The organism is Kitasatospora sp. NPDC004531 (assembly GCF_053602195.1).
In genome coordinates this window covers 45,634-69,055 of sequence record NZ_JBSGDD010000031.1, presented here as the reverse complement: position 1 = coordinate 69,055, position 23,422 = coordinate 45,634, and the positions used below count along the sequence as shown (strand labels likewise).

22 protein-coding genes are annotated in these 23,422 nt (G+C 72.3%); 14 read left to right on the top strand and 8 right to left on the bottom strand.

The window, feature by feature from the left end:
- Nucleotides 1–124: 124 nt before the first annotated feature.
- Nucleotides 125–640, top strand: coding sequence for a DUF4240 domain-containing protein (locus ACWEMJ_RS15665; RefSeq protein ID WP_452137581.1), 516 nt, complete (start codon nucleotides 125–127; stop codon nucleotides 638–640).
- 46 nt (nucleotides 641–686) lie between these two features.
- Here ACWEMJ_RS15665 and ACWEMJ_RS15660 read toward each other — a convergent pair whose 3' ends face one another.
- Nucleotides 687–1,190, bottom strand: coding sequence for an N-acetyltransferase family protein (locus tag ACWEMJ_RS15660; RefSeq protein WP_452137580.1), 504 nt, complete (start codon nucleotides 1,188–1,190; stop codon nucleotides 687–689).
- A 95-nt stretch (nucleotides 1,191–1,285) separates the two neighbouring features.
- Between ACWEMJ_RS15660 and ACWEMJ_RS15655 the strand changes: the two genes are divergently transcribed.
- Nucleotides 1,286–2,215 (top strand): TIGR01777 family oxidoreductase, encoded by a 930-nt coding sequence (locus ACWEMJ_RS15655; protein WP_452137579.1) that lies wholly within the window; start codon nucleotides 1,286–1,288, stop codon nucleotides 2,213–2,215.
- Between the two features lie 318 nt (nucleotides 2,216–2,533).
- Nucleotides 2,534–3,847, top strand: a complete 1,314-nt coding sequence (locus ACWEMJ_RS15650) for an FAD-dependent oxidoreductase (protein WP_452137578.1) — start codon at nucleotides 2,534–2,536, stop codon at nucleotides 3,845–3,847.
- Between the two features lie 370 nt (nucleotides 3,848–4,217).
- On the opposite strand, the gene ACWEMJ_RS15645 is transcribed toward ACWEMJ_RS15650, so the two are convergent.
- Complete coding sequence (locus ACWEMJ_RS15645; RefSeq protein ID WP_452137577.1) at nucleotides 4,218–4,760, bottom strand: hypothetical protein; 543 nt, start codon at nucleotides 4,758–4,760, stop codon at nucleotides 4,218–4,220.
- A 168-nt stretch (nucleotides 4,761–4,928) separates the two neighbouring features.
- Here ACWEMJ_RS15645 and ACWEMJ_RS15640 point away from each other — a divergent pair, with 168 nt between their 5' ends.
- Complete coding sequence (locus ACWEMJ_RS15640) at nucleotides 4,929–5,852, top strand: hypothetical protein (RefSeq protein ID WP_452137576.1); 924 nt, start codon at nucleotides 4,929–4,931, stop codon at nucleotides 5,850–5,852.
- A gap of 73 nt (nucleotides 5,853–5,925) precedes the next feature.
- Here ACWEMJ_RS15640 and ACWEMJ_RS15635 read toward each other — a convergent pair whose 3' ends face one another.
- The gene (locus ACWEMJ_RS15635; RefSeq protein WP_452137575.1) at nucleotides 5,926–7,530 is read right to left on the bottom strand and encodes a regulator; all 1,605 of its coding nucleotides are present in this window, start codon (nucleotides 7,528–7,530) and stop codon (nucleotides 5,926–5,928) included.
- Between the two features lie 298 nt (nucleotides 7,531–7,828).
- Here ACWEMJ_RS15635 and ACWEMJ_RS15630 point away from each other — a divergent pair, with 298 nt between their 5' ends.
- From ACWEMJ_RS15630 to ACWEMJ_RS15600, 7 genes are all read left to right on the top strand, one after another.
- Entirely contained in the window at nucleotides 7,829–8,602 is a 774-nt protein-coding gene (locus ACWEMJ_RS15630) for a 3-hydroxybutyrate dehydrogenase (protein WP_452137574.1), read from the top strand.
- 60 nt (nucleotides 8,603–8,662) lie between these two features.
- Entirely contained in the window at nucleotides 8,663–10,015 is a 1,353-nt protein-coding gene (locus tag ACWEMJ_RS15625) for an MFS transporter (RefSeq protein WP_452137573.1), read from the top strand.
- 129 nt (nucleotides 10,016–10,144) lie between these two features.
- The gene (locus ACWEMJ_RS15620) at nucleotides 10,145–12,037 is read left to right on the top strand and encodes a helix-turn-helix domain-containing protein (RefSeq protein ID WP_452137572.1); all 1,893 of its coding nucleotides are present in this window, start codon (nucleotides 10,145–10,147) and stop codon (nucleotides 12,035–12,037) included.
- 115 nt (nucleotides 12,038–12,152) lie between these two features.
- Nucleotides 12,153–12,923: a lipoyl(octanoyl) transferase LipB gene (gene lipB / locus ACWEMJ_RS15615; protein ID WP_452137582.1), complete on the top strand. Its 771-nt coding sequence runs from the start codon at nucleotides 12,153–12,155 to the stop codon at nucleotides 12,921–12,923.
- 118 nt (nucleotides 12,924–13,041) lie between these two features.
- The gene (gene lipA, locus ACWEMJ_RS15610; RefSeq protein ID WP_452137571.1) at nucleotides 13,042–13,995 is read left to right on the top strand and encodes a lipoyl synthase; all 954 of its coding nucleotides are present in this window, start codon (nucleotides 13,042–13,044) and stop codon (nucleotides 13,993–13,995) included.
- 217 nt (nucleotides 13,996–14,212) lie between these two features.
- Nucleotides 14,213–14,365, top strand: a complete 153-nt coding sequence (locus ACWEMJ_RS15605; protein WP_452137570.1) for a hypothetical protein — start codon at nucleotides 14,213–14,215, stop codon at nucleotides 14,363–14,365.
- Nucleotides 14,366–14,463: 98 nt separating this feature from the next.
- Complete coding sequence (locus ACWEMJ_RS15600) at nucleotides 14,464–15,150, top strand: DUF4191 domain-containing protein (protein WP_452137569.1); 687 nt, start codon at nucleotides 14,464–14,466, stop codon at nucleotides 15,148–15,150.
- Between the two features lie 126 nt (nucleotides 15,151–15,276).
- Here ACWEMJ_RS15600 and ACWEMJ_RS15595 read toward each other — a convergent pair whose 3' ends face one another.
- On the bottom strand, nucleotides 15,277–15,744 hold the full coding sequence (locus ACWEMJ_RS15595; RefSeq protein ID WP_452137568.1) for an RDD family protein: 468 nt from the start codon (nucleotides 15,742–15,744) through the stop codon (nucleotides 15,277–15,279).
- Between the two features lie 322 nt (nucleotides 15,745–16,066).
- Here ACWEMJ_RS15595 and glnA point away from each other — a divergent pair, with 322 nt between their 5' ends.
- Nucleotides 16,067–17,479 (top strand): type I glutamate--ammonia ligase, encoded by a 1,413-nt coding sequence (glnA, locus tag ACWEMJ_RS15590; RefSeq protein WP_452137567.1) that lies wholly within the window; start codon nucleotides 16,067–16,069, stop codon nucleotides 17,477–17,479.
- A 98-nt stretch (nucleotides 17,480–17,577) separates the two neighbouring features.
- On the opposite strand, the gene ACWEMJ_RS15585 is transcribed toward glnA, so the two are convergent.
- From ACWEMJ_RS15585 to ACWEMJ_RS15575, 3 genes are all read right to left on the bottom strand, one after another.
- Nucleotides 17,578–18,072, bottom strand: coding sequence for a nuclear transport factor 2 family protein (locus ACWEMJ_RS15585; protein ID WP_452137566.1), 495 nt, complete (start codon nucleotides 18,070–18,072; stop codon nucleotides 17,578–17,580).
- Nucleotides 18,073–18,168: 96 nt separating this feature from the next.
- Complete coding sequence (locus tag ACWEMJ_RS15580) at nucleotides 18,169–18,573, bottom strand: nuclear transport factor 2 family protein (protein WP_452137565.1); 405 nt, start codon at nucleotides 18,571–18,573, stop codon at nucleotides 18,169–18,171.
- Between the two features lie 84 nt (nucleotides 18,574–18,657).
- Entirely contained in the window at nucleotides 18,658–19,713 is a 1,056-nt protein-coding gene (locus ACWEMJ_RS15575) for a medium chain dehydrogenase/reductase family protein (protein WP_452137564.1), read from the bottom strand.
- A gap of 117 nt (nucleotides 19,714–19,830) precedes the next feature.
- On the opposite strand from ACWEMJ_RS15575, the gene ACWEMJ_RS15570 reads away from it, so the two are divergent.
- Nucleotides 19,831–20,472 (top strand): TetR/AcrR family transcriptional regulator, encoded by a 642-nt coding sequence (locus ACWEMJ_RS15570; RefSeq protein WP_452137563.1) that lies wholly within the window; start codon nucleotides 19,831–19,833, stop codon nucleotides 20,470–20,472.
- A gap of 238 nt (nucleotides 20,473–20,710) precedes the next feature.
- Nucleotides 20,711–21,784, top strand: coding sequence for a hypothetical protein (locus tag ACWEMJ_RS15565; protein ID WP_452137562.1), 1,074 nt, complete (start codon nucleotides 20,711–20,713; stop codon nucleotides 21,782–21,784).
- Nucleotides 21,785–21,852: 68 nt separating this feature from the next.
- Here the strand turns inward: ACWEMJ_RS15565 and ACWEMJ_RS15560 are convergent, their stop codons facing one another.
- Nucleotides 21,853–23,187 carry an ABC transporter substrate-binding protein gene (locus ACWEMJ_RS15560; RefSeq protein WP_452137561.1) on the bottom strand — a complete coding sequence of 445 codons (1,335 nt, stop codon included), beginning with the start codon at nucleotides 23,185–23,187 and terminating at the stop codon, nucleotides 21,853–21,855.
- Nucleotides 23,188–23,422 lie beyond the last annotated feature (235 nt).

Sequence of the window (23,422 nt, the reverse complement as noted above, 5' to 3'; positions counted from 1 at the left end):
CGGTGGCGGTCACGGGAGCAGTCCGTGGTGCGGGGCCTGCGCGTGTCCGGGCACTTGTCGGGCTGTGCCGTCAGCGGTGCGATCGGGTGCGGTCGCGGTGCGGATTGTGGATGCTGGAGCGGTGATGGACGAGACGGCATTCTGGCAGCTGATCGACGACTCCCGCGGCGCGGCCGGGGGTGATCCGGACGAGCAGGCACAGGCCCTGGTGGAGCGGCTGATGGGGCTGCCGCCGGACGATGTGCTGGACTTCGCCCGGCAGTTCGAGGCGCGGTTCCAGCGGGCGTACACGGTGGAGCTGTGGGGCGCCGCGTACCTGTTGCTCGGCGGGGCATCCGAGGACGGCTTCGACTACTTCCGGTGCTGGCTGATCGCCCAGGGCCGGGAGGTGTTCGAGGGCGGGGTGCACGATCCGGACCGGCTCGCGGAGCTGCTGCCCGACTTCGACGACGAGGAGGACGGCGACGCGGAGGAGCTCGGGTACGCCGCCGACGAGGCGTACGAGCGGCTGACCGGGCTGCCGCTGCCGGACCTGGGGGTGCGTCAGCCGCCGGTGCCGCAGGGCGTCCCGTTCGACTTCGCGGACAAGGCGGCGATGGCGGCCCGCTACCCGCGGCTGTGGGAGCTGTACGGGGACTGACGGCCCCGCCGGGTGGGCGGGGCCGCGGCCGGCCCGGGCGGGGCGGTCAGTACAGGGCGCGGCCCATCCAGACGTCGTCCACGTAGGCGCCGTCCAGCAGGAAGTGCTCGGGCAGGAGGCCGAGCACCTGGAAGCCGTTGCGCTCGTACAGGCGGCGGGCGGGCGCGTTGTGGCCGAGCACCCGCAGCGTCATCCGGCGGGCGCCGACGGCGCGGGCGGCGTCGCAGGCGGCGGTGATCAGGGCGTCGCCGATGCCCCGGCCGCGGGCCTGCGGGAGCACCGCCAGGCCCTGGATCTGGCGGACGTGGGCGCTGGAGGCCAGCGGGATCTCCTGCAACTGGCGGATGTAGCCGACGATCAGGCCGTCGAGTTCGGCGAGCAGGAACTGCTCGGGCCGGTGCTGTTCGTCGAAGACCGGCGCGTCGGCGGCGCCCTTCGGGGCGACCTCGCTCAGCGTCGACCAGGTGGCGTGGTCGAGGGCGCGGATCGCCTGTTCGTCCTGCTCCGTGGCAGGTCGGATGATCGGATCGGTCGATGGCATGGCGATCATGCTAGGCGCTCCGCCGCGGATCCCGCCGGGAATTGTCGGCCCCGTGCGCGGGCGGGCGGCCCGGCTGCCCGGGCGGGCCGGTAAGGGCTGCGAGGATGGCCGGTATGCGTATCGCGGTGACAGGTTCCACGGGGTTGATCGGGTCCGCGCTGGTGGACTCCTTGGTCGGGGACGGGCACGAGGTGCTGCGCCTGGTGCGGCGGCGTTCGCGCACCGGGCCGCAGCCGGACGGGACGGTGGGGGTGGGCTGGAACCCGCTCCTGATGCAGATCGACGGCGCGGCGCTGGAGGGCGTGGACGCGGTGGTGCACCTGGCCGGTGCGGGGGTCGGCGACCGGCGCTGGTCGGACGCCTACCGGCGGGAGATCCGGGACAGCCGGGTGCTCGGCACCGAGACGCTGGCCGCCGCGCTGGCCCGGCTGAAGACCCCGCCGAAGGTACTGGTGAGCGCGTCGGCGGTCGGCTGGTACGGGCAGACCGGCGACCAGCTGATCGACGAGCACGCGCCCAGCGGCAGCGACTTCCTCTCCACCGTCTGCCAGGAGTGGGAGCAGGCCGCGCAGCCCGCCGCGGCCGCCGGGATCCGGGTGGTGCACCCGCGCACCGGGCTGGTGCTCGACCCGAAGGGCGGCGCGGGGGCCCGGCTGCTGCCGCTGTTCAAGCTCGGGCTCGGCGGGCGGCTCGGCAACGGCAAGCAGTACTGGAGCCTGATCTCGCTGGCCGACGAGGTGGCCGCGCTGCGCTTCCTGATCGACTGCCAGGAGCTCAGCGGCCCCGTCAACCTGACCGGCCCCGCCCCCGTCACCAACGCCGAGCTGACTGCCGAACTGTCCCGTCAGTTGGGGCGTCCGGCGGTGTTCGCGGTGCCGGAGTGGGCGCTGCGGGCGGTGCTCGGGGAGATGGCCGTCGAGGTGGTCGGCAGCCACCGGGTGGTACCGAAAGCCCTGGTGGAGGCGGGGTTCGAGTTCCGCGACCCGGAGCTGTCGTCGATCGTGGCGGCGGCGCTCGGGCGGCCTGCGCGCTGACGGTTCCTCAGGGGGCGCACGGGTGCATGCTGACGGCGCAAGGGGCGTGGACGGTGACCGTGCGCGCCCGTTCCCGCTCCGCGCGCCACGTTTGACGCACGGTGGGTGACGGAGCCGCCCCGCCGTGTCGCCGCCGCCGGTGGGATGAACCGATTGGGTGACGGCCGACGGTCTGGGTAGCCGGATGACGGGGCATCACAACGACGGACCATGTTGTCCTCGCCCCCCGCTGCCCGCCCCGGCACCCGCCCGCTCGCTCGCGGGCCCTGCCGCGCGCGGCGGCAGCGGAGGGCTCCGCCAGGGAGGGAGCACCCACTCGTGCCCGCACATGACTTCATCAGCCGTGTCCACGCCACCGATCCCGACGCGATCGTGGTCGGCGCCGGCGTCGCCGGGCTGGCCGCTGCCGCCGCACTCACCGCCCGGGGCCTGCGCGTCCAGGTCCTGGAGGCCACCGAGCGCGTCGGCGGCCGCACGGCCACCCGGGAACTCGACGGCTTCCGCCTCGACCTCGGCGGCCACCTGCTGAACACCGCCTGCCCCGAACTCCCCCGCCACCTCGACCCGGAGCGGCTGGACCTGCGCCCGCTCGCCCCCGGCGTCCTGGTGCACAGCAGCGGCCGCACCTACCGGGTCGGCGACCCGCAGGCCACCCCCGCCCGGCAGGCCGCGACCCGCAGCCCGCTCGGCACCCCGCTGGACCGGGCCCGGCTCGCCGCCACGCTGTCCCGGCTGGCCGCCACCCCGACGCCCAAGCTGCTGGCCCGCCCGGAGACCACCGCCGCCCGGGCGCTGGCCGACCGCGGCCTGCCCGGCCGCACCGTGGACGGCTTCCTGCGCCCCCTGCTCGCCGCCCTGCTCGGCGACCCCGCGCTCGGCACCTCCAGCCGGGTCGCCGACCTGGTCCTGCGCGACTACGCGCGCGGCCGGCTGTGCGTCCCCGCCGCCGGGATCGGCGCCCTCGCCGCTTCGCTCGCCGCCGAACTCCCGGAGGGCGCCGTGCGGTTGGGCGTGACCGTCGGCTCGGTCGGCACGGACGGCGTGGAGACCGCCGGGCACGGCCGGATCCGGGCCCGCGCGGTGGTGGTCGCCACCGACGCGGCCGGGGCCGCCACCCTGCTGCCCGGCCTGCGGCAGCCCGGGTTCCACCCCGTCACCACCTACTACCACGCGGCCAACCGCTCGCCGCTGGGCGAACCGACGCTGCTGCTGGACGCCGAGCGCACCGGCATCTCGCACTCCCTCGTCCTCAGCGACGCCGACCCGTCCTACGCCGCCGACGGCCGCGCCCTGATCGCCACCACCGTCCTCGGCCGGCGCGCCTTCGACTCCGGCGGCCCGGCCGGCGAGGAGCCGGCGGTCCGGCGCCGGCTGTCCGAGCTGTACGGGACCTCCACCGCCGGGTGGGAGTTCCTCACCGTCCGCCACGCGCCCGACGCGGTCGTCTCGATGCCCCCGCCGCACCACTTCCGCCGCTCCGTCCGGCTCCTCGCCGGGCTCTACGTCTGCGGCGACCACCGGGACACCGGCACCCTCCAGGGCGCACTCGCCTCGGGGCGGCGGGCCGCGAGCGCGGTCCTGCGCGACCTGGGCGTGCGCGTCGAGCCCGACGTGGCGGAGGTGGCCGCGTAGCCCACGAGAACGGCCGTCGGCCGCCCCGGGCGGGGCCGGCCGACGGTGGCTACTGGCGTCGGAAACCTCGCCGGCGCGCATCGCCGACGTGCGGCACCAGTTTCTTCCCGCTCTCGTCGGTCATGTGGCTGAACGGCACCTGGCAGGATCTTCCGACGAAGCCGTGCTCACCCGGCCAGGCCGCCGGGGCGGCGCCTCGCAGCCCCCATGGGGCAGGCACTTCCTGCCCCACCTGACGGCCATCACGAACTGGACCTTCACATTTCGGCCCAGCGCACTGCGACTGACCACCAGCTCCTGCACGGCAAACACCTCCGCCCGTACCTGGGGCGAGCACCCCAGGTACGGGCGGAGAGTTGGTGACAGCCGGTCAGCAGGTGGGGTCCGTGACCGAGAAGTAGACCGCGTTCTCGGAAGCGTTGAAGTACAACAGATCCCTGCTGACGACGGAACCGTCCTCCGACGGCCGGGCGCGGAACCAGCCGTCCAACGACACTGTGACACCCAGCTTCTCGAAGCCGGCCGCCGGTGCCTTCACCGGATCCCAGTTTCCGAATTTCATAGTGTCCGCGGCGGTCCCCGGCTTGGTGAGCCAGGCGATCCCGTGCATCTGGTGGCCCGTCGGCCCCGGGATCCTCGAGTTCGCTCCGATAGTCCTTGCGGACCACTTCACGCTCGCAACCCCCTCAGGGAGCTTGCCGCACTTGACTGCCCGTTCGACATCAGTGCTCACCGGCCCCCAGTCGGAGACCGAGGCCTTGGGCGATCCGCACGCGACGGCCGCCGTCAGACCGAGAACCAGCAGACAACCGACCTTCAGCGCCATCCGCATCGAGAGCCTCGTCATTCCGACCGATAGGTGGTGGCCGACTCGCCCATCTGGGACGACGTACTGATGGACCCTCTGGTCCATGCCATGTTGGTATTCATCGATCCATAGGAATAGAAGGGCTTCGCCCACCCGATGGTTGCAAACCGCCCATTGGTATCGTCGGGCTCTCCGGACTTGATGTCATACGAACCGGCGTTGAAGTCGTACTCGCGCGCCCCCAGGTGGGTGTAGCCGGTCGCGCTGTCGACGGTGCCGCCGACAAAGCCCTTCTCCCCCGGCCAGGCGGCAGGAGCGGCACCGCGCGGGGCGCCGTACGGCCTCCCCGACCTGCTGGCCAAGGACAACCGCGACGGCACGGTGTGGCTGTTCCCCGGTCAGGGCACCGGCACGGCGTACACGCTGGCCGCACCCCAGCGGTGGGGCAGCGGCGACCTCCAGCAGCGCCCCCAGTTCGCGGTCGCCGGGAACACCGCCGGCACCGTGACGACCGTCGCCGCCTTCAAGGACGCCAACGACAACGGTGTCGAGGACCCGGGCGAGGGCTACACCTACCGGCGCTTCACCCCGGCCGAGGCCCGGGCCACCGCCTTCTGGGCCGGGACGCCCGCCGACGCGAGCACTCCCGTCCCCTACCGCGACCCGGCCGGCACGGACAAGTCCGTCACCTGCCCGACCGGCTGCACGCTGTTCTACACCGGCACCGCCACCGGCTTCGCCGCCCCGCCGCGGCTGGCCCAGACCTCCGCGGTCGACCGGCAGCTGTTCGAGGAGGCCTCCAACGGCCCGCTGCCCACCACCGTCACCGGCGCACTGCGCTCCGCCGGCGACGTGTTGCTGCCCGCCAGCACCACCCTCAAGCCGGGCGCGTCGGTGGCCTCCGGCCGGGTCCGGCTGACCATGCAGGCGGACGGCAACCTGGTGCTCTACTACCTGTTCGACGGCAAGCCGATCTGGAGCACCGGCACCGACGGCCACCCCGGCGCCACCGCCACCATGCAGTCCGACGGCAACCTGGTGATCAAGGATGCCAACGGGGCGGTCCTCAACTCGTCCCACACGGACGGCAACGGCGGCGCCGTCGCCAAGGTGCAGAACGACTGCAACTTCGTCGTCTACAACGCCGCCGGCGCGGCGATCTGGAGCTCCAACACGTACAACCCGACCGCGCCCTGACCCGTCGACCGCCGAATCGGGCCGCCGTTCCCGCGCACCTCGCGGGACGGCGGCCCGTTCGCGTGCCGCCGGGTCAGATCACCCCCGCCTGCCTGGTGGCCTCCTCGAAGGCGCGGGCGGCCGGGGTGGTGCGGTAGGGGGCGAGGCGGCGGTGGAAGTCGCGGAGGTATTCGACGGTGCGGGCGGAGCGCATCTCGCCGGCGGCACGGAGGCTGTCGGTGGCCATCGAGCAGGACTCGTCCACGTCGCCCATGCCGAGCCTCGCGGAGGCGAGGACGAGGCGGCACAGGATGCGGCTGCGCGCGTACGCGGGGGCGCGCAGCCGCAGCGACTTCTCGGCGTGCTGGGCGGCGGGCCGCCACTGCTGGAGGTCGCGGTAGCAGTGGGCGAACTCGTCGGCGAGTTGCGCGTCGTCGAAGTAGCGGGCCCAGGACGGGACGTCGTCGCCGCTGCGGGCGGTGGCCAGTGCCCGTTCGCAGCGGACCAGGGCGGTGGTGCAGGCGCGGACGTCGCCGGCGAGGGCGTGGCCGCGGGCCTCGGCGGCGTGCATCAGGGCCTGCACGACGGGGGCGGCGGTGGTGCCGACGCCCTGTTGGGCGACCCGGGCGAGTTGGATGGCCTCGCGGGCGTGGCCGAGGTGGACGGCCTGCTGGCTCATGGTGGTGAGCACGAAGCCGCCGAGGATGCGGTCGCCGGCGGCCTGCGACAGCCGCAGGGACTGGACGAAGTAGCGCTGGGCGAGGCCGTGCGCGGCGATGTCGAAGGACGTCCAGCCGGCCAGCCTGGTGAGGTCGGCGACGGCACCGAACAGGGCCCGGCCGATCTGTTCGCCGTAGCGGCCGCGGAGCATGGGTTCGGCCTCGCTCTCCAGGTAGCGGACCAGCGCCTGCCGGGCGTGGCCGCCGCCGTAGGCGTGGTCGAGGGCCCGGAAGAGGTCTCCGACGGCGCGGATCGCGGCGATGTCGCCGCGGCCGACCCGGACCGGGGGCCGGGCCTCGCGGGGGTCGGCGGCGGGTTCGGGCGCGCCGCCGGCCGGGCGGCGGGGGGCCTGCTGGGGGACCCGGGCGGCGGCGCCCTGCGGGGGCGTGCGCAGTTCCTCGGCGGTGAGGGTGGTGCCGTCCCGGGCGACGCGTTCGTCGGTGCGGCCGATCAGCCAGTCGCGGCTGGGGACGACCAGTCCGGCGGGGGTGAAGGCGATCTTGCGCAGTTCCGCGTAGGGGCCGTTGTCCTTGCGCCACATGGAGGCGACGATGTCGACGGCCTCCTGCGGGGTCTCGGCGAACTCCAGCCCGGCGTAGACCGGGGCGCAGGCGTCGAGGCCGACGTCCTGGGCGGTGAGGCGGCGGCCGAGGCGGCGGGTGAAGACCTCCGCGATCAGCGCCGGGGTGGCGCCGCGCGGTTGTTGGCCGCGCAGCCAGCGGGTCACCGAGGTCTTGTCGTACCTCAGGTCGAGGCCGTGCTCCAGGCCGAGTTGGTCGACCCGGCGGGCGAGGCCGGCGTGCGAGAAGCCGGACTCCTCGATGAGTGCCGCGAGTTGGGGGTTCTGGGCGCGCCCGGCGGACGGGGTGCCGGCCGGCTCGGCGGCGCGCGGAGGGGTCTCGGCCGCTCCGGTTTGGCGCGGGTCGAGCGGGTCGAGCGGTCGGTACGCCGAGCTGTCGATGACGGGCCGTTGGGGCATAGCAGTCCACACCTCTCAGGCGCCGCTCCGGCCCCTCCTGCCCGGGACAGCGCCCCCTGATCGGGAATCGGCGCGAATGTAGCGAGCATTGGGACGCTATGGGTGGTTTCCGCCGATCGGTCCTCCGAACGGGTGAACCAGGCCCGCCCGTTCTGAGGAAGCCCGGGGGTCACGTGTTTGAGTTCGGGGGCCACTGCCCGCCTTTCGTGCTCATGGCGGGCGGCACCATGCCGGGCGGCGATGCTGTGGTGTCCGCCCACATCGTTGCGGGAGCCGCGGATTCCTACCGTTCTCGGCCATGGACACCACTTCTGACCCGCTCCCCCGGCCCTCGCTGCACGGCCGCACCGCCCTGGTGACGGGCGCCGCCTCCGGCATCGGCCGAGCCTGCGCGGAGGCGTTCGCCGCGGCCGGCGCGCGCGTGTACGTCGTCGACCTGGCCGCCGCGCCCGCCGAGGAGCTGGCGGAGCGGATCGGCGGCGTCGCGCACGTGGCCGACCTGTCCGACCCGGACGCGGTGGAGGCGCTGCCCGCCGACGCGGACATCGTGGTCAACAACGCCGGCCTGCAGCACGTCGCGCCGGTGCACGAGTTCCCGATGGAGCGGTTCACGCTGATCCAGCGGGTCATGGTGGAGGCCCCGTTCCGCATCCTGCGCCGCACCCTGCCGCACATGTACGAGCGCGGGTGGGGCCGGGTGGTGAACATCTCCTCGGTGCACGGCCTGCGCGCCAGCGCCTTCAAGTCGGCGTACGTGACGGCCAAGCACGCGCTGGAGGGCCTGAGCAAGACCGTCGCGCTGGAGGGCGCCCCGTACGGGGTGACCAGCAACTGCGTGAACCCGGCGTACGTGCGCACCGCGCTGGTGGAGAAGCAGATCGCCGCGCAGGCGCTGGCCCACGGCATCCACGAGGACGAGGTGGTGGAGCAGATCATGCTCGACCGCACCGCCGTGAAGCGGCTGATCGAACCGGACGAGGTGGCGCAGCTGGCGGTCTGGCTGTGCTCGCCGAGCGCCTCCTACATCACCGGCGCGAGCCTGCCGGTGGACGGCGGCTGGACCGCGCACTGAGCCCCGCGGGGCCGACCGGGCCCCGCCCTCCCCCACCCCCGCCTCTGCAAGGGAATCCTCATGGCTGCCTCTCCCGACGTCGCGAGACCCGCCTCCCTGCCCAGGGTGGTCGCCGCCTCGCTGATCGGCACCACCATCGAGTGGTACGACTACTTCCTGTACGGGTCGGCCGCGGCGCTGGTCTTCGGGCACGTGTTCTTCCCGAAGTCGGATCCGCTGACCGGCACCCTGCTGTCCTTCCTGACCTACGCGATCGGGTTCGCCGCCCGGCCGCTGGGCGCGCTGGTGTTCGGGCACTTCGGCGACCGGATCGGGCGCAAGAAGCTGCTGGTGCTGTCGCTGCTGCTGATGGGCGGCGCGACCACGCTGATCGGCTGCCTGCCGACGTACGACCAGGTCGGCGTGGCGGCGCCGGTGCTGCTGACGGTGCTGCGGCTGGTGCAGGGCTTCGCGCTGGGCGGCGAGTGGGGCGGGGCGGTGCTGCTGGTCTCCGAGCACGGCGACTCCCGGCGGCGCGGCTTCTGGGCGTCCTGGCCGCAGGGCGGCGCGCCGGCGGGCAACCTGCTGGCGGCCGGTGTGCTGTCGCTGATGACGGCCGTCCAGTCGGACGCGGCGTTCCTGTCCTGGGGCTGGCGGGTGCCGTTCCTGCTGTCGGCGGTGCTGGTGATGGTCGGGCTGTGGATCCGGCTGGCGGTGGACGAGTCGCCGCTGTTCAAGGCGGCGCTGGCGGCGGCCGAGCAGCGGGCGGAGCGGGAGAAGCCGCCGCTGGTGGCGGTGGTGCGGGACCACTGGCGGGACGTGCTGGTGGCGATGGGCGCCCGTATGGCGGAGAACATCTCGTACTACGTGATGACCACCTTCGTGCTGGCGTACGCCGTCGGCCACGCCCACCTGCCCAAGCAGACCGCGCTGAACGCCGTCCTGATCGGCTCGGCGATCCAGTTCGCGCTGATCCCGCTGTTCGGGGCGCTCTCCGACCGGGTCGGCCGCAAGCCGGTGTACCTGGTGGGCGCGGTCGGCGTCGGCGTCTGGTCGTTCGTGTTCTTCGGCATGGTCGACACCGCGGACTTCACCTCGCTGGTCACCGCCGTCACCGTCGGCCTGTTCTTCCACAGCATGATGTACGCCCCGCAGGCCGCGTTCTTCTCCGAGCTGTTCGCCACCCGCACCCGCTACTCGGGGGCGTCCATCGGCGCCCAGTTCTCCTCCGTCGCCGCCGGGGCCCCCGCCCCGCTGATCGCCACCGCGCTGCTCAAGGACTACGACAGCGCCACCCCGATCGCCGTGTACGTGGCGATCGCCGCCGCGATCACCGTCCTCGCCGTGCTGTGCGGCCGGGAGACCCGCGGCCGCGACCTCACCGACGCGGAGCCCGCTCGGGGGGACTCCGTGAAGGCCGCTACGACGGTCTGAGCGATTCCGACAAAATCAGGGCCGCGTCACCGGGCACCCGCCCGGCGGCGCGGCCCCGGCCCGTTTCCGCTTCTGCGACGGGCCGCGGGCGACGGGGCAACGGGGGGCACGAGTGACAGGGAAGACCGAATGGACCGCCACACCACCGCCGCGCCGGCGCTGCGCAGACTCCTCGACCTGCTGGCGACCGGTGCCGCCACCGAGGACTTCGCCGAAGTCCTCGCCGACGCCCGCCGGCAGGGCGCGCCCGCGCAGGTCCTGACCGAGATCGACGACGCCACCTGGCAGGCCCTGCGGGTCCACCGGACGATGCGCCAGCACCGCCGCCGCGAAGCCGAGTTGACCGCCCTGTTCGACACCGCCGGCGACCTCGCCGCGTCCCGCGACCTGGACGCCGTGCTGCAGGCCATCGTCCGCCGCGCCCGGATGCTGCTGGGCACCGACACCGCGTACCTCACCCTCCCCGACGAGCAGGCCGGCGACACCTACATGCGGGTCACCGACGGCTCCGTGTCGCCGCTGTTCCAGACCCTGCGCCTGAGCCTCGGCGACGGCCTCGGCGGCCTGGTCGCGCAGACCGCCCGCCCCTACGCCACCCACGACTACCGGGTCGACGAACGCTTCCGGCACACCGGCCAGATCGACGCCGGCGTGCTCGACGAGGGACTGGTCGCCATCATCGGCGTCCCGCTGCTGCTCGGCGGCGCCGTGATCGGCGTGCTGTTCGCCGCCGACCGCACCCCGCGGGCGTTCTCCCCCGACGAGGTCGCGCTGCTGTGCACCCTCGCCGCGCACGCCGCGATCGCCCTGGACACCGCCAAGTCGCTCGCCGACACCCGCGCCGCGCTGGCCGAACTCGCCACCGCCAACGCTGTCATCCGCGCCCACGCGGGCTCCGTCCAGCGCGCCGAGCAGGCCCACGACCGGCTCACCGACCTGGTGCTGCGCGGCGCCGAGGTCGGCGACGTCGCCGCGGAGGTCGCGGCGCTGCTCGACGGCGCGGCCTCCGTCCACGACGCGGAGGGCGCCCCGCTCACCGGCCCCGGCGGCGCCCCCGACGGCCTGGCCGACGCCGTCGCCTCCTCCCGCACCGGCGGCCACGCCGTCCGGCACGGCGCGGACTGGGTGTGCGCGGTGCTGGCCGGCCAGGAACTGCTGGGCTCGCTCGTCCTGCACGGCAGACCCGAGCTGGACGACGCCGACCGGCGGGTGTTCGAACGGGCCAGTGTGGTCACGGCGCTGCTGCTGCTGCTGCGGCGCTCGGTCGCCGAGACCGAGAACCGCGTCCGCGGCGAGCTGCTCGCCGACCTGCTCACCGCCCCCGACCGCGACCCGGCCGGCCTCACCGCGCGCGGCCGCCGCCTCGGCGTCGACCTCGGCCGGCCGCACCTGGTGCTGGTCGCCGCCACCGCCGAGCCCTCCGCGCGGGAGCGGCTGGCGGGCGCGGCGGCCCGCTACCTGTTCGGCTCGCGCGGCATCAGCGCGGAGTTCGGCGACGGCGTGGTGCTGCTCGTCCCGCACGACGGCACCGGCGACGGCGCGGTGGCCGCGACGGCGGCCGAACGCCTCGCCCGGCTGGTCGGGGCGCCCGTCACGGTCGGCACCGGACGCGCCGCCAGCGGGCCCGTCGCGCTGGCCGCGGCCTACGCGGAGGGCGTGCGGTGCGTGCGCGCGCTGCGGGTGCTCGGCCGCGAGGGCGACGGCGCGTGCGCGGCCGACCTCGGCTTCCTCGGCGTCCTGCTCGGCGACGGCCACGACGTCGAGGGCTTCGTCCGGGCGACGCTGGGGCCGCTCCTCGACTACGACGCGAAGCGCGGCACCGAGCTCGTCCGCACCCTGCGGGCGTACTTCGACTGCGGCGGGAGCCTGACCCGGGCGAAGGACCTGCTGCACGTCCACGTGAACACGGTGGTGCAGCGGCTGGACCGGGTGGAGGTGCTGCTGGGGCGCGACTGGAACCAGCCGGAGCGCGCGCTGGAGCTTCAACTCGCGCTCAGGCTCCTGCTGTTGGCAACGGGCTGAGCAGGCCGGGAGGCGCACCGCCGGGGCATGCGCCTCGCTGGGCGTACAGTGGCGAGGTTGGGCTGAGCCGGCCGGCAAGGAGCATGCGGTGAGCGAGAACGTGCGGTTCGTGCGGATGGGGATAGGCGAGCGGACCGTCCCCTACCAGGAGGCGTGGGCGGAGCAGCAGCGGCTGCACGCGCTGCGGGTCGCGGACGAGATCCCGGACACGGTGCTGCTGCTGGAGCACGACCCCGTGTACACGATGGGCAAGCGCACCAACCCGGAGGACCTGCCGCTGGACGGGACGCCGGTGGTGGAGGTGAACCGCGGCGGGGAGATCACCTGGCACGGCCCGGGCCAGCTGGTCGGGTACCCGATCGTGAAGCTGCCGGACCCGATCGACGTGGTGGCGTACGTGCGCCGGCTGGAGGAGGCGCTGATCCGGGCGTGCACCGAGTTCGGCGTGGAGACGACCCGGGTCGAGGGCCGCAGCGGCGTGTGGAAGCTGGGCGCGGAGATCCCCGGCGCGGTGGTGGACCCGTCGCAGGTGGTGGAGATCGGCAAGCTGACGCTGCGGATGGGCCTGCCGCTGGGCATCGACCCGCGGCTCGCGGGCCCGGAGTACGCGCCGTCCAACGCCGGCCAGCGCGGCGACGACCGCAAGCTCGCGGCGATCGGCGTGCGGGTGGCGCGCGGGGTGACGATGCACGGGTTCGCGCTGAACTGCGAGCCGGACATGACGTACTTCGACAAGATCGTCCCGTGCGGCATCCGGGACGCCGGCGTGGCGTCGCTGAGCGGTGAGCTGGCCCGGCCGTTCCCGGTCTCGGAGGCGGTGGCCACGGTGGAGCGCAAGCTGGCCGAGGTGTTCGCCGAACTGCCCGAGCCGGCCGTCGCGGTCTGATCGGAATCACGCCGCCGCGCCTGGTGTTGCCTTCCGAACGAAGGCCCGGGGCCGGGAGCAGGCCATCGAAGCAACGGCGTACCCTTTGGGGTACCCCGTCTAGTTCTAGGAGTCGCACGTGTCCGCTGTCGCACCCGACGGCAGGAAGCTTCTCCGCCTGGAGGTCCGCAACAGCGAGACCCCCATCGAGCGGAAGCCCGAGTGGATCAAGACCAGGGCGAAGATGGGGCCGGAGTACAACGCCCTGCACTCCCTGGTGAAGAAGGAGGGGCTGCACACGGTCTGCCAGGAGGCGGGCTGCCCCAACATCTTCGAGTGCTGGGAGGACCGCGAGGCGACCTTCCTGATCGGCGGCGACCAGTGCACGCGCCGCTGCGACTTCTGCCAGATCGACACCGGCAAGCCCGCCGAGTTCGACCGGGACGAGCCGCGCCGGGTCGCCGAGTCCATCGTCACGATGGACCTGAACTACGCCACCATCACCGGCGTCGCCCGTGACGACCTGCCGGACGGCGGCGCGTGGCTGTACGCGGAGACGGTCCGCCAGGTGCACGCGATGACGGCGGCCCGGGAGGGCGGCCGCACCGGTGTGGAGCTGCTGATCCCGGACTTCAACGCGGTGCCCGAGCAGCTCGCCGAGGTGTTCTCGTCCCGTCCCGAGGTGCTGGCGCACAACGTCGAGACGGTGCCGCGGATCTTCAAGCGGATCCGTCCGGCGTTCCGCTACGAGCGCTCGCTCGACGTGATCACCCAGGCCCGGGCGGCCGGGCTGGTCACCAAGTCGAACCTGATCCTGGGCATGGGCGAGACCCGCGAGGAGGTCAGCGAGGCGCTGTCCGACCTGGTCGACGCCGGCTGCGAGCTGATCACCATCACCCAGTACCTGCGTCCTTCGCTGCGCCACCACCCGGTGGAGCGCTGGGTGAAGCCGCAGGAGTTCGTCGAGCTCCAGGAGGAGGCCGAGGAGCTGGGCTTCGCCGGTGTGATGTCGGGCCCGCTGGTGCGTTCCTCGTACCGGGCCGGCCGGCTGTACCGGCAGGCGCTGGAGCGCCGCGAGCAGGCGGCGGTCTGAGCCGGTAGACGGTGTCGGACGGAGGGCGGGCCCGGTGTCGGGTCCGCCCTTTCGCGCTGTGTCGCTGAGTGCGCTGTGTCGTTGTGTGCGCTGTGTCGCTGCGGAGCTGTCCGGACCAACCGCCGACGTTTCACGTGGCCGTGACTGTCGGGCCACCGTACGGTAACGGGCGTCCGGGACGCTCGAACGGTACCCGGGTCGAGGAGTTGGTGTCGTGATGCGTACCGGACTCAGGACCGCCCTGCGGCGGGCCGAACAGGTGTTGCTGATCCGCGGCGCGCGCCGCAACGCGTGGGCGGCGGTGTGCGAGAACCGCCGGCTGGCGGGCGAACGCGATCAGCCCGTACGGGTGCCCGAGCGCAGCGCCTGAACTCCCGGTGGCGTCCGGGGCGTCATCGGGGAAAGTCCAGGGTCACGGAACCGGCACCGCTTGGATGATCGCCACCCCCGCCACGTACCATGAGCGGTATGGCGAGGCAAAAATCCGATACTCCTGGGCGGCTCGCACAGATCCGCCAGGCATATGTCATGACCAAGCAGGTCGACTCCAAGATCGGCCTGATCATCGCCGGCGTCGGCCTGCTGACCTTCGGCGTGTTCCTCGCCATCGGCTTCGCCCTGGACCACCCGGTCTACCTGGGCATTCTCGGTTTCGTGGTGGCAGTGCTGGCGGTCGCGATCGTGTTCGGCCGGCGGGCCGAGCGGGCCGCGTTCGGGCAGATGGAGGGCCAGCCGGGCGCGGTCGCCGCGGTGCTGGGCAACATCCGCCGCGGCTGGAGCTCCAACCAGACCCCGGTCGCGGTCACCCGTAACCAGGACGCGGTCTACCGTGCGGTCGGCCGGGCCGGCATCGCGCTGATCGGCGAGGGCAACCCGAACCGGGTGCGTCCGCTGCTGGCGTCCGAGAAGAAGAAGATGTCCCGCGTGGTCGGCGACGTGCCGGTGCACGACATCATGGTCGGCAACGGCGAGGGCGAGATCCCGCTCAAGAAGCTGCAGATCCACCTGATGCGGCTGCCGCGGGCGATCACCGCCGCCCAGGTCACCGAGACCAACGACCGGCTGCGGGCGCTCGGCGACCTGCTGTCGAAGGCGCCGATCCCCAAGGGCCCGATGCCGAAGGGCGCCCGGATGCCCAAGGGCGGCGCGCGCTAGGGCGCACACTCCCCCGTAGGACACCACGGCCCCGCTCGCGAGATTCTCTCTCCGCGAGCGGGGCCGTTCGACGTTCCCGGGCTTCCGGTCAGACGGTCCTGTCGGACTCCGGTCGGACCTGCGGGTTCAGATGCGGACCTCGACGGTGCCGACGGCCTTGTCGTGCAGGCCGCGGGTGTCGCGGTCCCAGACGGCGGCCGGGATGACCAGGCACAGCAGGAAGGTGCGCAGCAGCACCTGCGGGATGGTGGCGCGGCGGCCGTCCAGCCGGACCACCCGCAGGCCGAACAGGCGCTTGCCGACGGTGGTGCCGGTGGTGGCCAGGAACAGCACGGTGACGGCGTAGAACAGCGGGGTCGTCCACAGGTTGGCCGAGCCCTGGTCGCCGCGGGCCAGCAGGCCGTACGCGACCAGGCTGACCAGCCAGCCGTCGACGAACAGGGCACCGATGCGGCGGCCGGGGCCGGCCATCGAGCCGGGGCCGGTGCGCGGCAGACCGAGGCGCTCGCCGCGGTAGCCGAAGTCGGTGCCCATCTTCTCGGCGGCCGCCTTCGGGCCGTCGATCCACGATCCGAGTGCTTCTCTGGTGTCCACGGATCCCACCCTAACCGGGCTTACCCGCCGGTCCGGTGGCGGGCCCGCGGGCGGGACGCGCCGGAGCGGGATCCCGTCGGGGTGAAACGGATTCCGCCGACTGCCGTGAATGGTCTCGACCTGTCGGGGTAGACGGCCGCTGTGACACCGGCGATTTGCCCGGGACCGTACCGCTTTGCGGCCCGCCCGAGTGGCCTGGTTAACATGTGGGAAACAGCCGAGTCACGATCGGGAAACGGCCGATTCCTATCGTGAGCCCCCTGCGCGGGGGCTCCCGTCGCCCCTGACGGAGGCTCGGACCGCACGTCGAGGAGGAGTACGGATGTTCACCAACGCCGACGAGGTCAAGCGGTACATCGCGGACAACGACATCAAGTTCGTCGACGTCAGGTTCTGCGACCTGCCGGGCGTGTTGCAGCACCTCGCGGTCCCGGCCGACACCTTCGACCCGACCGAGACGCTGATGTTCGACGGCTCCTCGATCCGCGGTTTCCAGGCCATCCACGAATCCGACATGGCCCTCGTCCCGGACCTCGCGACCGCCCGGCTGGACCCGTTCCGCACCGAGAAGCACCTCAACATCAACTTCTTCATCCAGGACCCGATCACCGGCGAGGCCTACAGCCGCGACCCGCGCAACGTGGCCCGCAAGGCCGAGGCCTACCTCGCCTCCTCCGGCATCGCCGACACCGCGTACTTCGGGCCCGAGGCCGAGTTCTACGTCTTCGACTCGGTGCGCTTCGAGACCAGCGCCAATGCGTCCTACTACCACATCGACTCGGTGGCCGGCGCGTGGAACACCGGCTCCGCCGAGGGCGACGCGCGCGGCTACAAGGTCAAGTACAAGGGCGGCTACTTCCCCGTCCCGCCGGTCGACCACTTCGCCGACCTGCGCGCCGAGATGTCCCTCGAACTCGGCCGCGCCGGGCTGATCGTGGAACGCCAGCACCACGAGGTCGGCACCGCCGGGCAGGCCGAGATCAACTACCGGTTCAACACGCTGCTGCACGCCGCGGACGACCTGATGCTGTTCAAATACATCATCAAGAACGTCGCCTGGCGGGCCGGCAAGACCGCCACCTTCATGCCCAAGCCGATCTTCGGCGACAACGGCTCCGGCATGCACGTCCACCAGTCGCTGTGGACCGGCGGCAACCCCCTCTTCTACGACGAGCAGGGCTACGCGGGCCTGTCCGACACCGCCCGCTACTACATCGGCGGCATCCTCAAGCACGCGCCGTCGCTGCTCGCCTTCACCAACCCGTCGGTGAACTCCTACCACCGCCTCGTCCCCGGCTTCGAGGCGCCCGTCAACCTGGTCTACTCGCAGCGCAACCGCTCCGCCGCGATCCGGATCCCGATCACCGGCTCCAACGCCAAGGCCAAGCGCATCGAGTTCCGCGCCCCCGACCCGGCGTCCAACCCCTACCTGGCCTTCTCCGCCATGCTGATGGCCGGCCTCGACGGCATCAAGAACAAGATCGAACCCGCCGAGCCCGTCGACAAGGACCTCTACGAACTCGCCCCCGACGAGCACGCCGCCGTCCCCCAGGTCCCGGCCTCCCTCGACGCCGTCCTGAACGCCCTCGAAGCCGACCACGAATACCTGCTGGCCGGCGGCGTCTTCACCACCGACCTGATCGAAACCTGGATCGACTACAAGCGCACCCAGGAACTCGCCCCGATCGCCCTCCGCCCCCACCCGCACGAGTTCGAGCTGTACTACGACCTGTAGGACACCCTCCGACCTGTGGCGCCGATGCGCTGAGTGCGTGGCTCAGGGCATCGGCGCGGTTCGGCTGGTTGCGGGTCGATCCCGGGGCGGCGCCGCGGTCAGGACCCGGCGGGGGTCCAGTCGGCGGGCAGGCCGGACTGGGCGAGGACCGCGCTCAGGCTGTAGAAGTCCTGGTCGGAGGTGATCTGTCGGCCGTTGGTGTCGAGCAGGGTTGCCACCGGCACCGCGAAGGACTTGGGCGCGCCCTTGATGTGGCCGGCGTAGACGCCCTCGACGGTGATGTGGTCGCCGCTGCGCCAGGCGTGGTGCACGGTGATCCGCACGTTCTCGATCCCGGCGTCGGTGCGGGCCTTCCAGCCGGAGATCTGCTCGCGGCCGGTCATGGTGACGCCGATGCCCTGGTCGGTGTAGCTGGCGTTCGAGGTGAACAGGGCACCCAGGGCGGCCGGGTCGGTGCCGCTCCAGGCGGCGGCCCAGGCGGCAACGATCTTGGGCTCGTGGTGCCCGCTGGGCTGGGCCGCGACGGCGGTGGTCGTGGCACCGGCAGCGGTGACGGCCGCGGCGATCAGAACGGAAGTGATGCGGATCTTCATGACGGTGTCCTCAACGGGGGGCAAAGGGAGTTGGGGGTTTCTGCGAGGGATCGATGCCGGCAGTACAGGCATCGGGCTGTGCCTGCGGCAGCGTGGTCAGCCGGCGTTGGGGGTCCAGTCGGCGGGCAGGCCGGACTGGGCGAAGACGGCGTTCAGGCTGTAGAAGTCCTGATCCCGGGCGATCTCGCCGTTCTCCAGGTCGAGCAGGGTGGCCAGCGGGACGGCGAACGGGGTGGGCGCGCCCTTGATGTGGCCGGCGTAGACGCCCTCGACGGTGATGTGGTCGCCGCTGCGCCAGGCGTGGTGCACGGTGACCTGCACGTTCTCGATCCCGGCGTCGGTGCGGGCCTTCCAGCCGGAGATCTGCTCGCGGCCGGTCATGGTGACGCCGATGCCCTGGTCGGTGTAGCTGGCGTTCGAGGTGAACAGGGCGCCCAGGGCGGTCGGGTCGGTGCCGCTCCAGGCGGCGGCCCAGGCGGCGACGATCCGGTCGAGGTTCATGGCAGTGCCTTTCAACAGGTGGTGTGGTGACAGGGGTTCGAGGGTGCGGGGGGCGCGTGATCCGGGGGGCGGCGGGCCCGGCGGTCACCGGTTCGGGTCGGGGACGATGACGACCTTGCCGGCGACCGTGCGGGATTCGGCCAGCGCCAGCGCCGCGCCTGCCTCGGTCAGCGGGAACCGGGCGGCGATCTGCGGGGTGAGAGCCCCGTCGGCCAGCAGTTGCAGTACCTGGGTGAGGTCCTCGCGCAGCCGGCTGCGGAAGGCTTCGAGGTGTCGCTTGCCCGCCCAGAAGTTGTAGAAGTGCGCGTTCTTTCCGTTGGGCAGGTAGTTCCACAGGGCCAGCTGGGCGACCGACTGCAACACGGGCAGTCGGGAGTTGCCGTCCTCGTTCTTCGTGGCCGCCGTGCCGTAGGACACCAGGGTCCCGCCCCGGCGGAGCAGCGCCCACGACTCTTTCAGGCCGGGCCCGCCGACGTGGTCGAACACCGCGTCGACGCCGTCGGGCGCGATCTCCCGGATGCGCTGGTACATGCCCGGGTCGCGGTAGTCGACCGGGGCGGCGCCCAGATCGCGCAGGTGCTGGTGGTGACGGGCCGACGCCGTCCCGATCACGTCGATGCCCGCGTGCCGGGCGAGTTGTACGAGGGTGGAACCGACGCCGCCGTTGGCGCCCAGGACCACGATCGTCGCCCCGCTGCGCACCTTGGCGGTCCGGTGCAGCATCTGCCAGGCAGTGATCCCGTTGACCACCACGGTCTCGGCGGAGACGGCGTCCACCTCGTCCGGGACCGGAACGAGGTCCGCGGCGTCGACCAGGAGATGACTGGCCCAGCCTCCGACCTTGGTGACCGCGGCGAAACGGCGGCCGACCATGGCGGCGTCGACCTGCGGGCCGGTGGCGGTGACCGTGCCGACCACGTCATATCCGGGGACGAAGGGAAAGGGGGGCTGGTCGTAGTACTTGCCGCGGCGCATCTGCTGCTCCGCGAAGGACACGCCCGTCGCGTCCATCCGCAGGACGACCTGTCCCTCGGCCGGGGCGGGAAGTTCCCGGACACGGACTTCGAGGCCGCTCGGTTCGACCTTCCCGGGCAGGGAGATCTCGGTGGCAGTGGTGGTGGTGAAGGGGCTGACAAGCACGATGGGCTCCCGGTCCGGAACTTCCCTGACATGCGTAAACTTACAAGCGTTACCTTTGGGTGCGCAAGGTGAACGGCTGTAAGTTTTTCGACGTAAGACGACGACAAGGGAGCAGACATGCCCACACCCGCCTCGCCGAGGCCCGCCCGCACTCGTAACCCCCGCGGGGAGGGCGGCCGCCTGCGCGACGACGTCATGGCCGCGGCGACGGAGCTCCTCGACGAGAGCGGCGACGAAAGCAGCGTCACCCTGCGAGCCATCGCCCGCCGAGCAGGAGTGGCCGCCCCCTCGATCTACCGCCACTTTCCCGACCAGCCGAGCATCATGCTGGCCGTGGTCCAGCAGGCTTTCGCCATGCTGGAGGCCGAGTTGCGCAACGCCCGGGACGCCGCGGGCAGTGACGCCCGAGAACGGCTGCTCGCCCTCTGCCACGCCTACCTGGACTTCGCGGACCGGCACCCCGGCCGCTACCGCACGATGTTCGGCGGGGCCTGGATGCCCAACCTGGACAGCAGCTCGGTGACCGAAGGCGACGTCTCATCGCTGGGCGGGGAGAGCCTGACACTGCTCGCCGACGCTCTCGATGGCTGCGTCCGCGCGGGCTGCGCCACCAGCAGCGACCCGGCCGCCGACGCCGTTGCCCTGTGGCTCGGCCTGCACGGGCTCGCCCACCAACGGCTGGTGACCGTCGCCTTCCCGTGGCCGACGGACATCGCCGAACGTCTCATCACCGCGCTCGCCCACCTGAACAAGGCGTAGCCGCAGGGCAGTCGGGCCGCAGCGGGTGCCATCCCGGTGCCGGGCTCGGCCTGCGGACGGAAGCGTCCGCCGGTCATGGGACCACGCCGAGGATCGGCCGGGGGAAGTGGGCGCCCAGCCGCAGGATGCCGGTGTTGCCAAGGAGGCGGGGCCATCCCGGGAGGTGGCTCGGCCGCAGAGTGGGCAGCTTCATCGGGAAACTGTTCTGACGGCGATTCGGCCGGAACCGGAGACATGCATGTGGGACCAGGCACTGCCCGTCGTGTTCACCGATGGGCACACCGCCTCCGTCGGCGCGATCGACCGGGGCCGGACGCTGCCGGAACGCATACCCCTGCCATGGTTGGCCGCCGGCGATGCGGTCACCTGGATCCACCTGGTGGCCGGCCCGGGCGGGGCGCTGACCGTACTTCGCCAGTCCTCCTCGTCCTCGGTCGCCCCAGCGGTGGCCCGGATGGCTCCGAACGGCAGTGCCGTCCGGGAGCTGCCCGGGCCACCCGGCACCAAGAACAGGCTGCACGCCCTGCCGGGTGGGCCGCTCACGGCGAGGCGGGAGACCGGGACGATCGGAGCGCCGGGCGCGCAGGTCCTGGTCTTCGACGAGCCGGACGAGAAGTGGCAGGTGCTCACCACCCTGGAGTCCGGCACCGTCAATTGGATCGACCGGGGCACCGTCCCCGGCCGGCTCCTGCTGGCCGGCACTGCCCACCGGCACGGCCCCGACCGGGTGGGACTGCTCGCCGAGGTGGAGCTGGACTCGGGTCGGTGGATCACCCTGGACGGGCCTCCGAAGGACGGCAGGCTGCGTCGCCGACTGTTCGGGCCAGCCGTGCCCGAGGAGTTCAGGTTGGCGGTGGCAGCCCGGGGGTTCGTCGTGGCGGTGGAGGAATCCGGCTACTTCTGGACGGACCGTGATCTGCACGCGTACAGCCACGGACCGAAGCTGTGGTCCACGAGCCGCTTCCGCCGAGGCGACGGGGTGTTTCAGCAGGAGCTGGTGAGGGACGGTCAGGTCCTGCTGCTCGGCGACGGCAACCGGTTCCACTCGGTGGACGACGAACGCCGGCGCTGGTCGAGCACCGACCTCACCCGGCGGCTCGCCGCCACCACCGGCGGGCCCTCCGAACGGCCAAGGATCACGGGCGTCGCCCTGCACGGCGGCGAACTCTGGCTGGGCGTGACATCCTCCGTGAAGCCGGACCGGTTCGCCGACTGCGTCGTCGCCGTGTCCCTCGACGACTGGTCGGCGGAACTCGTCCACCACTGCCCGGCCGGCGAGCGGACAGCCGCACTCGCCCAGCGCCCGTCCTGACCGGCCGCACTCGCCCAGCGGGCCGGTCCTGACCGGCAGCCCCGCAGGGCGGGTGCGGCAACGGGGTGTCAGCCCATCACGTTGAAGCCCTCTTTCCGAAGCGCGGCAACGGAGAACTGCTCGGCGACCTCCAACGCCGACTCGATCGAGGCGTTGCCGGGGCGAATCGACGCGAACGACGACTTCAGCGAGTCATGGGTGCGCATGGTGGCCGGGCCCCACTGCCAACCGGGCTGGATCGCCTCGGCCGACTTCGCGGACAGCGCGTACAGGTCCTGACCCTGGAAGAAGGGAGACTTGAAGGCCTGTTTGGCGACCGGGACCAGGTTCGGGGCGGCCGGGAGCATCGAGGAGGTGCCGGCGTCGATCCGGGCCTGGATGCCTTCGGCGGTCGTGGTGGCCCACAGGGCGAACCGCACGGCGGCGGCGGTTTTGCGGCTGCTCTTGGCCACCGCGAAGGTCGAGCCGCCGAGCATTCCGCTGGCGGGCTGGTCCCCCCAGGTCGGCATCGGTGCGGCGGCCCACTTGCCGGCGCCGTCCGGAACGGTCGAGCCCAGCACGCCACCACCCCAGGACGCGCCGAGATAGCCCAGCGTCTCGCCCTTCTTCAAGGAGGCCGTCCACTCCGGGCTGAACGAGGGCATGACCCGTACCAGGTCGTCGCGGATCAACCGCTCCCAGTAGGCGGCCACCAGGCGGCTCGGCGGATCGGCCACATTGATGCTCCAGGTATCGCCGAAGCCGGTGAACCAGTGCGCTCCGCCCTGCCAGGCGATCGCCGCGAACGTGGCCGGATCGTCCGGGAAGAAGGTGGCGATCCTGGCGTTCGGTTCCACCTGGCGGATCCGCTGCGCCGCCGTGCGGAACTCGTCCCAGGTTCTCGGCACGCTCACGCCCGCGCGGGCGAACACGTCCTTGCGGTAGAAGAAGAGCTGGGGCGCGACGTCCAGTGGGAGCGCCCAGACAGCGCGGCGGTAGGTGGTCAGTTCCATCGCCTGCGGCAGGTAGCGGTCCTGGGCACCGGCAGGCAGCGACTTGGTGATTTCCTTGACCTGACCACGGGTCACGTAGTCGAGCAGTTGCAGGTACTCGACGTTGAACAGGTCCGGGCCGGTGCCCGCCTTCAGCGCCTCGGAGATCTTGGCGTAGCCGCCCGCGACGCCGGACGGGATCTCCTGGAACTCGACCCGCAGGTCGGAGTTCGCGGCGTTGAACGCGTCGACCGCCTCCCGGGTGCCTTTTGCCCAGCCCCAGAAGGTGATGGTGCCGGTGGGCGAGCCGTCCCCGCCCGAGGACGAGTCGGTCAGTGAGCACGCGGAGGCGGAGGCGGAGGCCGCGAGGGCCCCAGCGAGGGCCAGGACACGGCGGCGCGTCGGGCCGGAGGGCCGTAGGGAGCTGAGCATCCGCACATGGTGATCGCGCAGATGATCAGAGTCAAGGGTTTCATATCAAGTGATCGAATGATCAGATAAGGTAGGGCATTTTGCGATAGATACTCCCGTTTTAAGACAAGTCGATTGGTAAACTTCACCTTATGTAATCAACTAATGAGACAGATTGAGCTGCGCCCGGTCGGCCCCGCGTCGGAGCACGCCACAACCTCCCGACACTCTCAGGAGGTGCACGACTGATCATTGG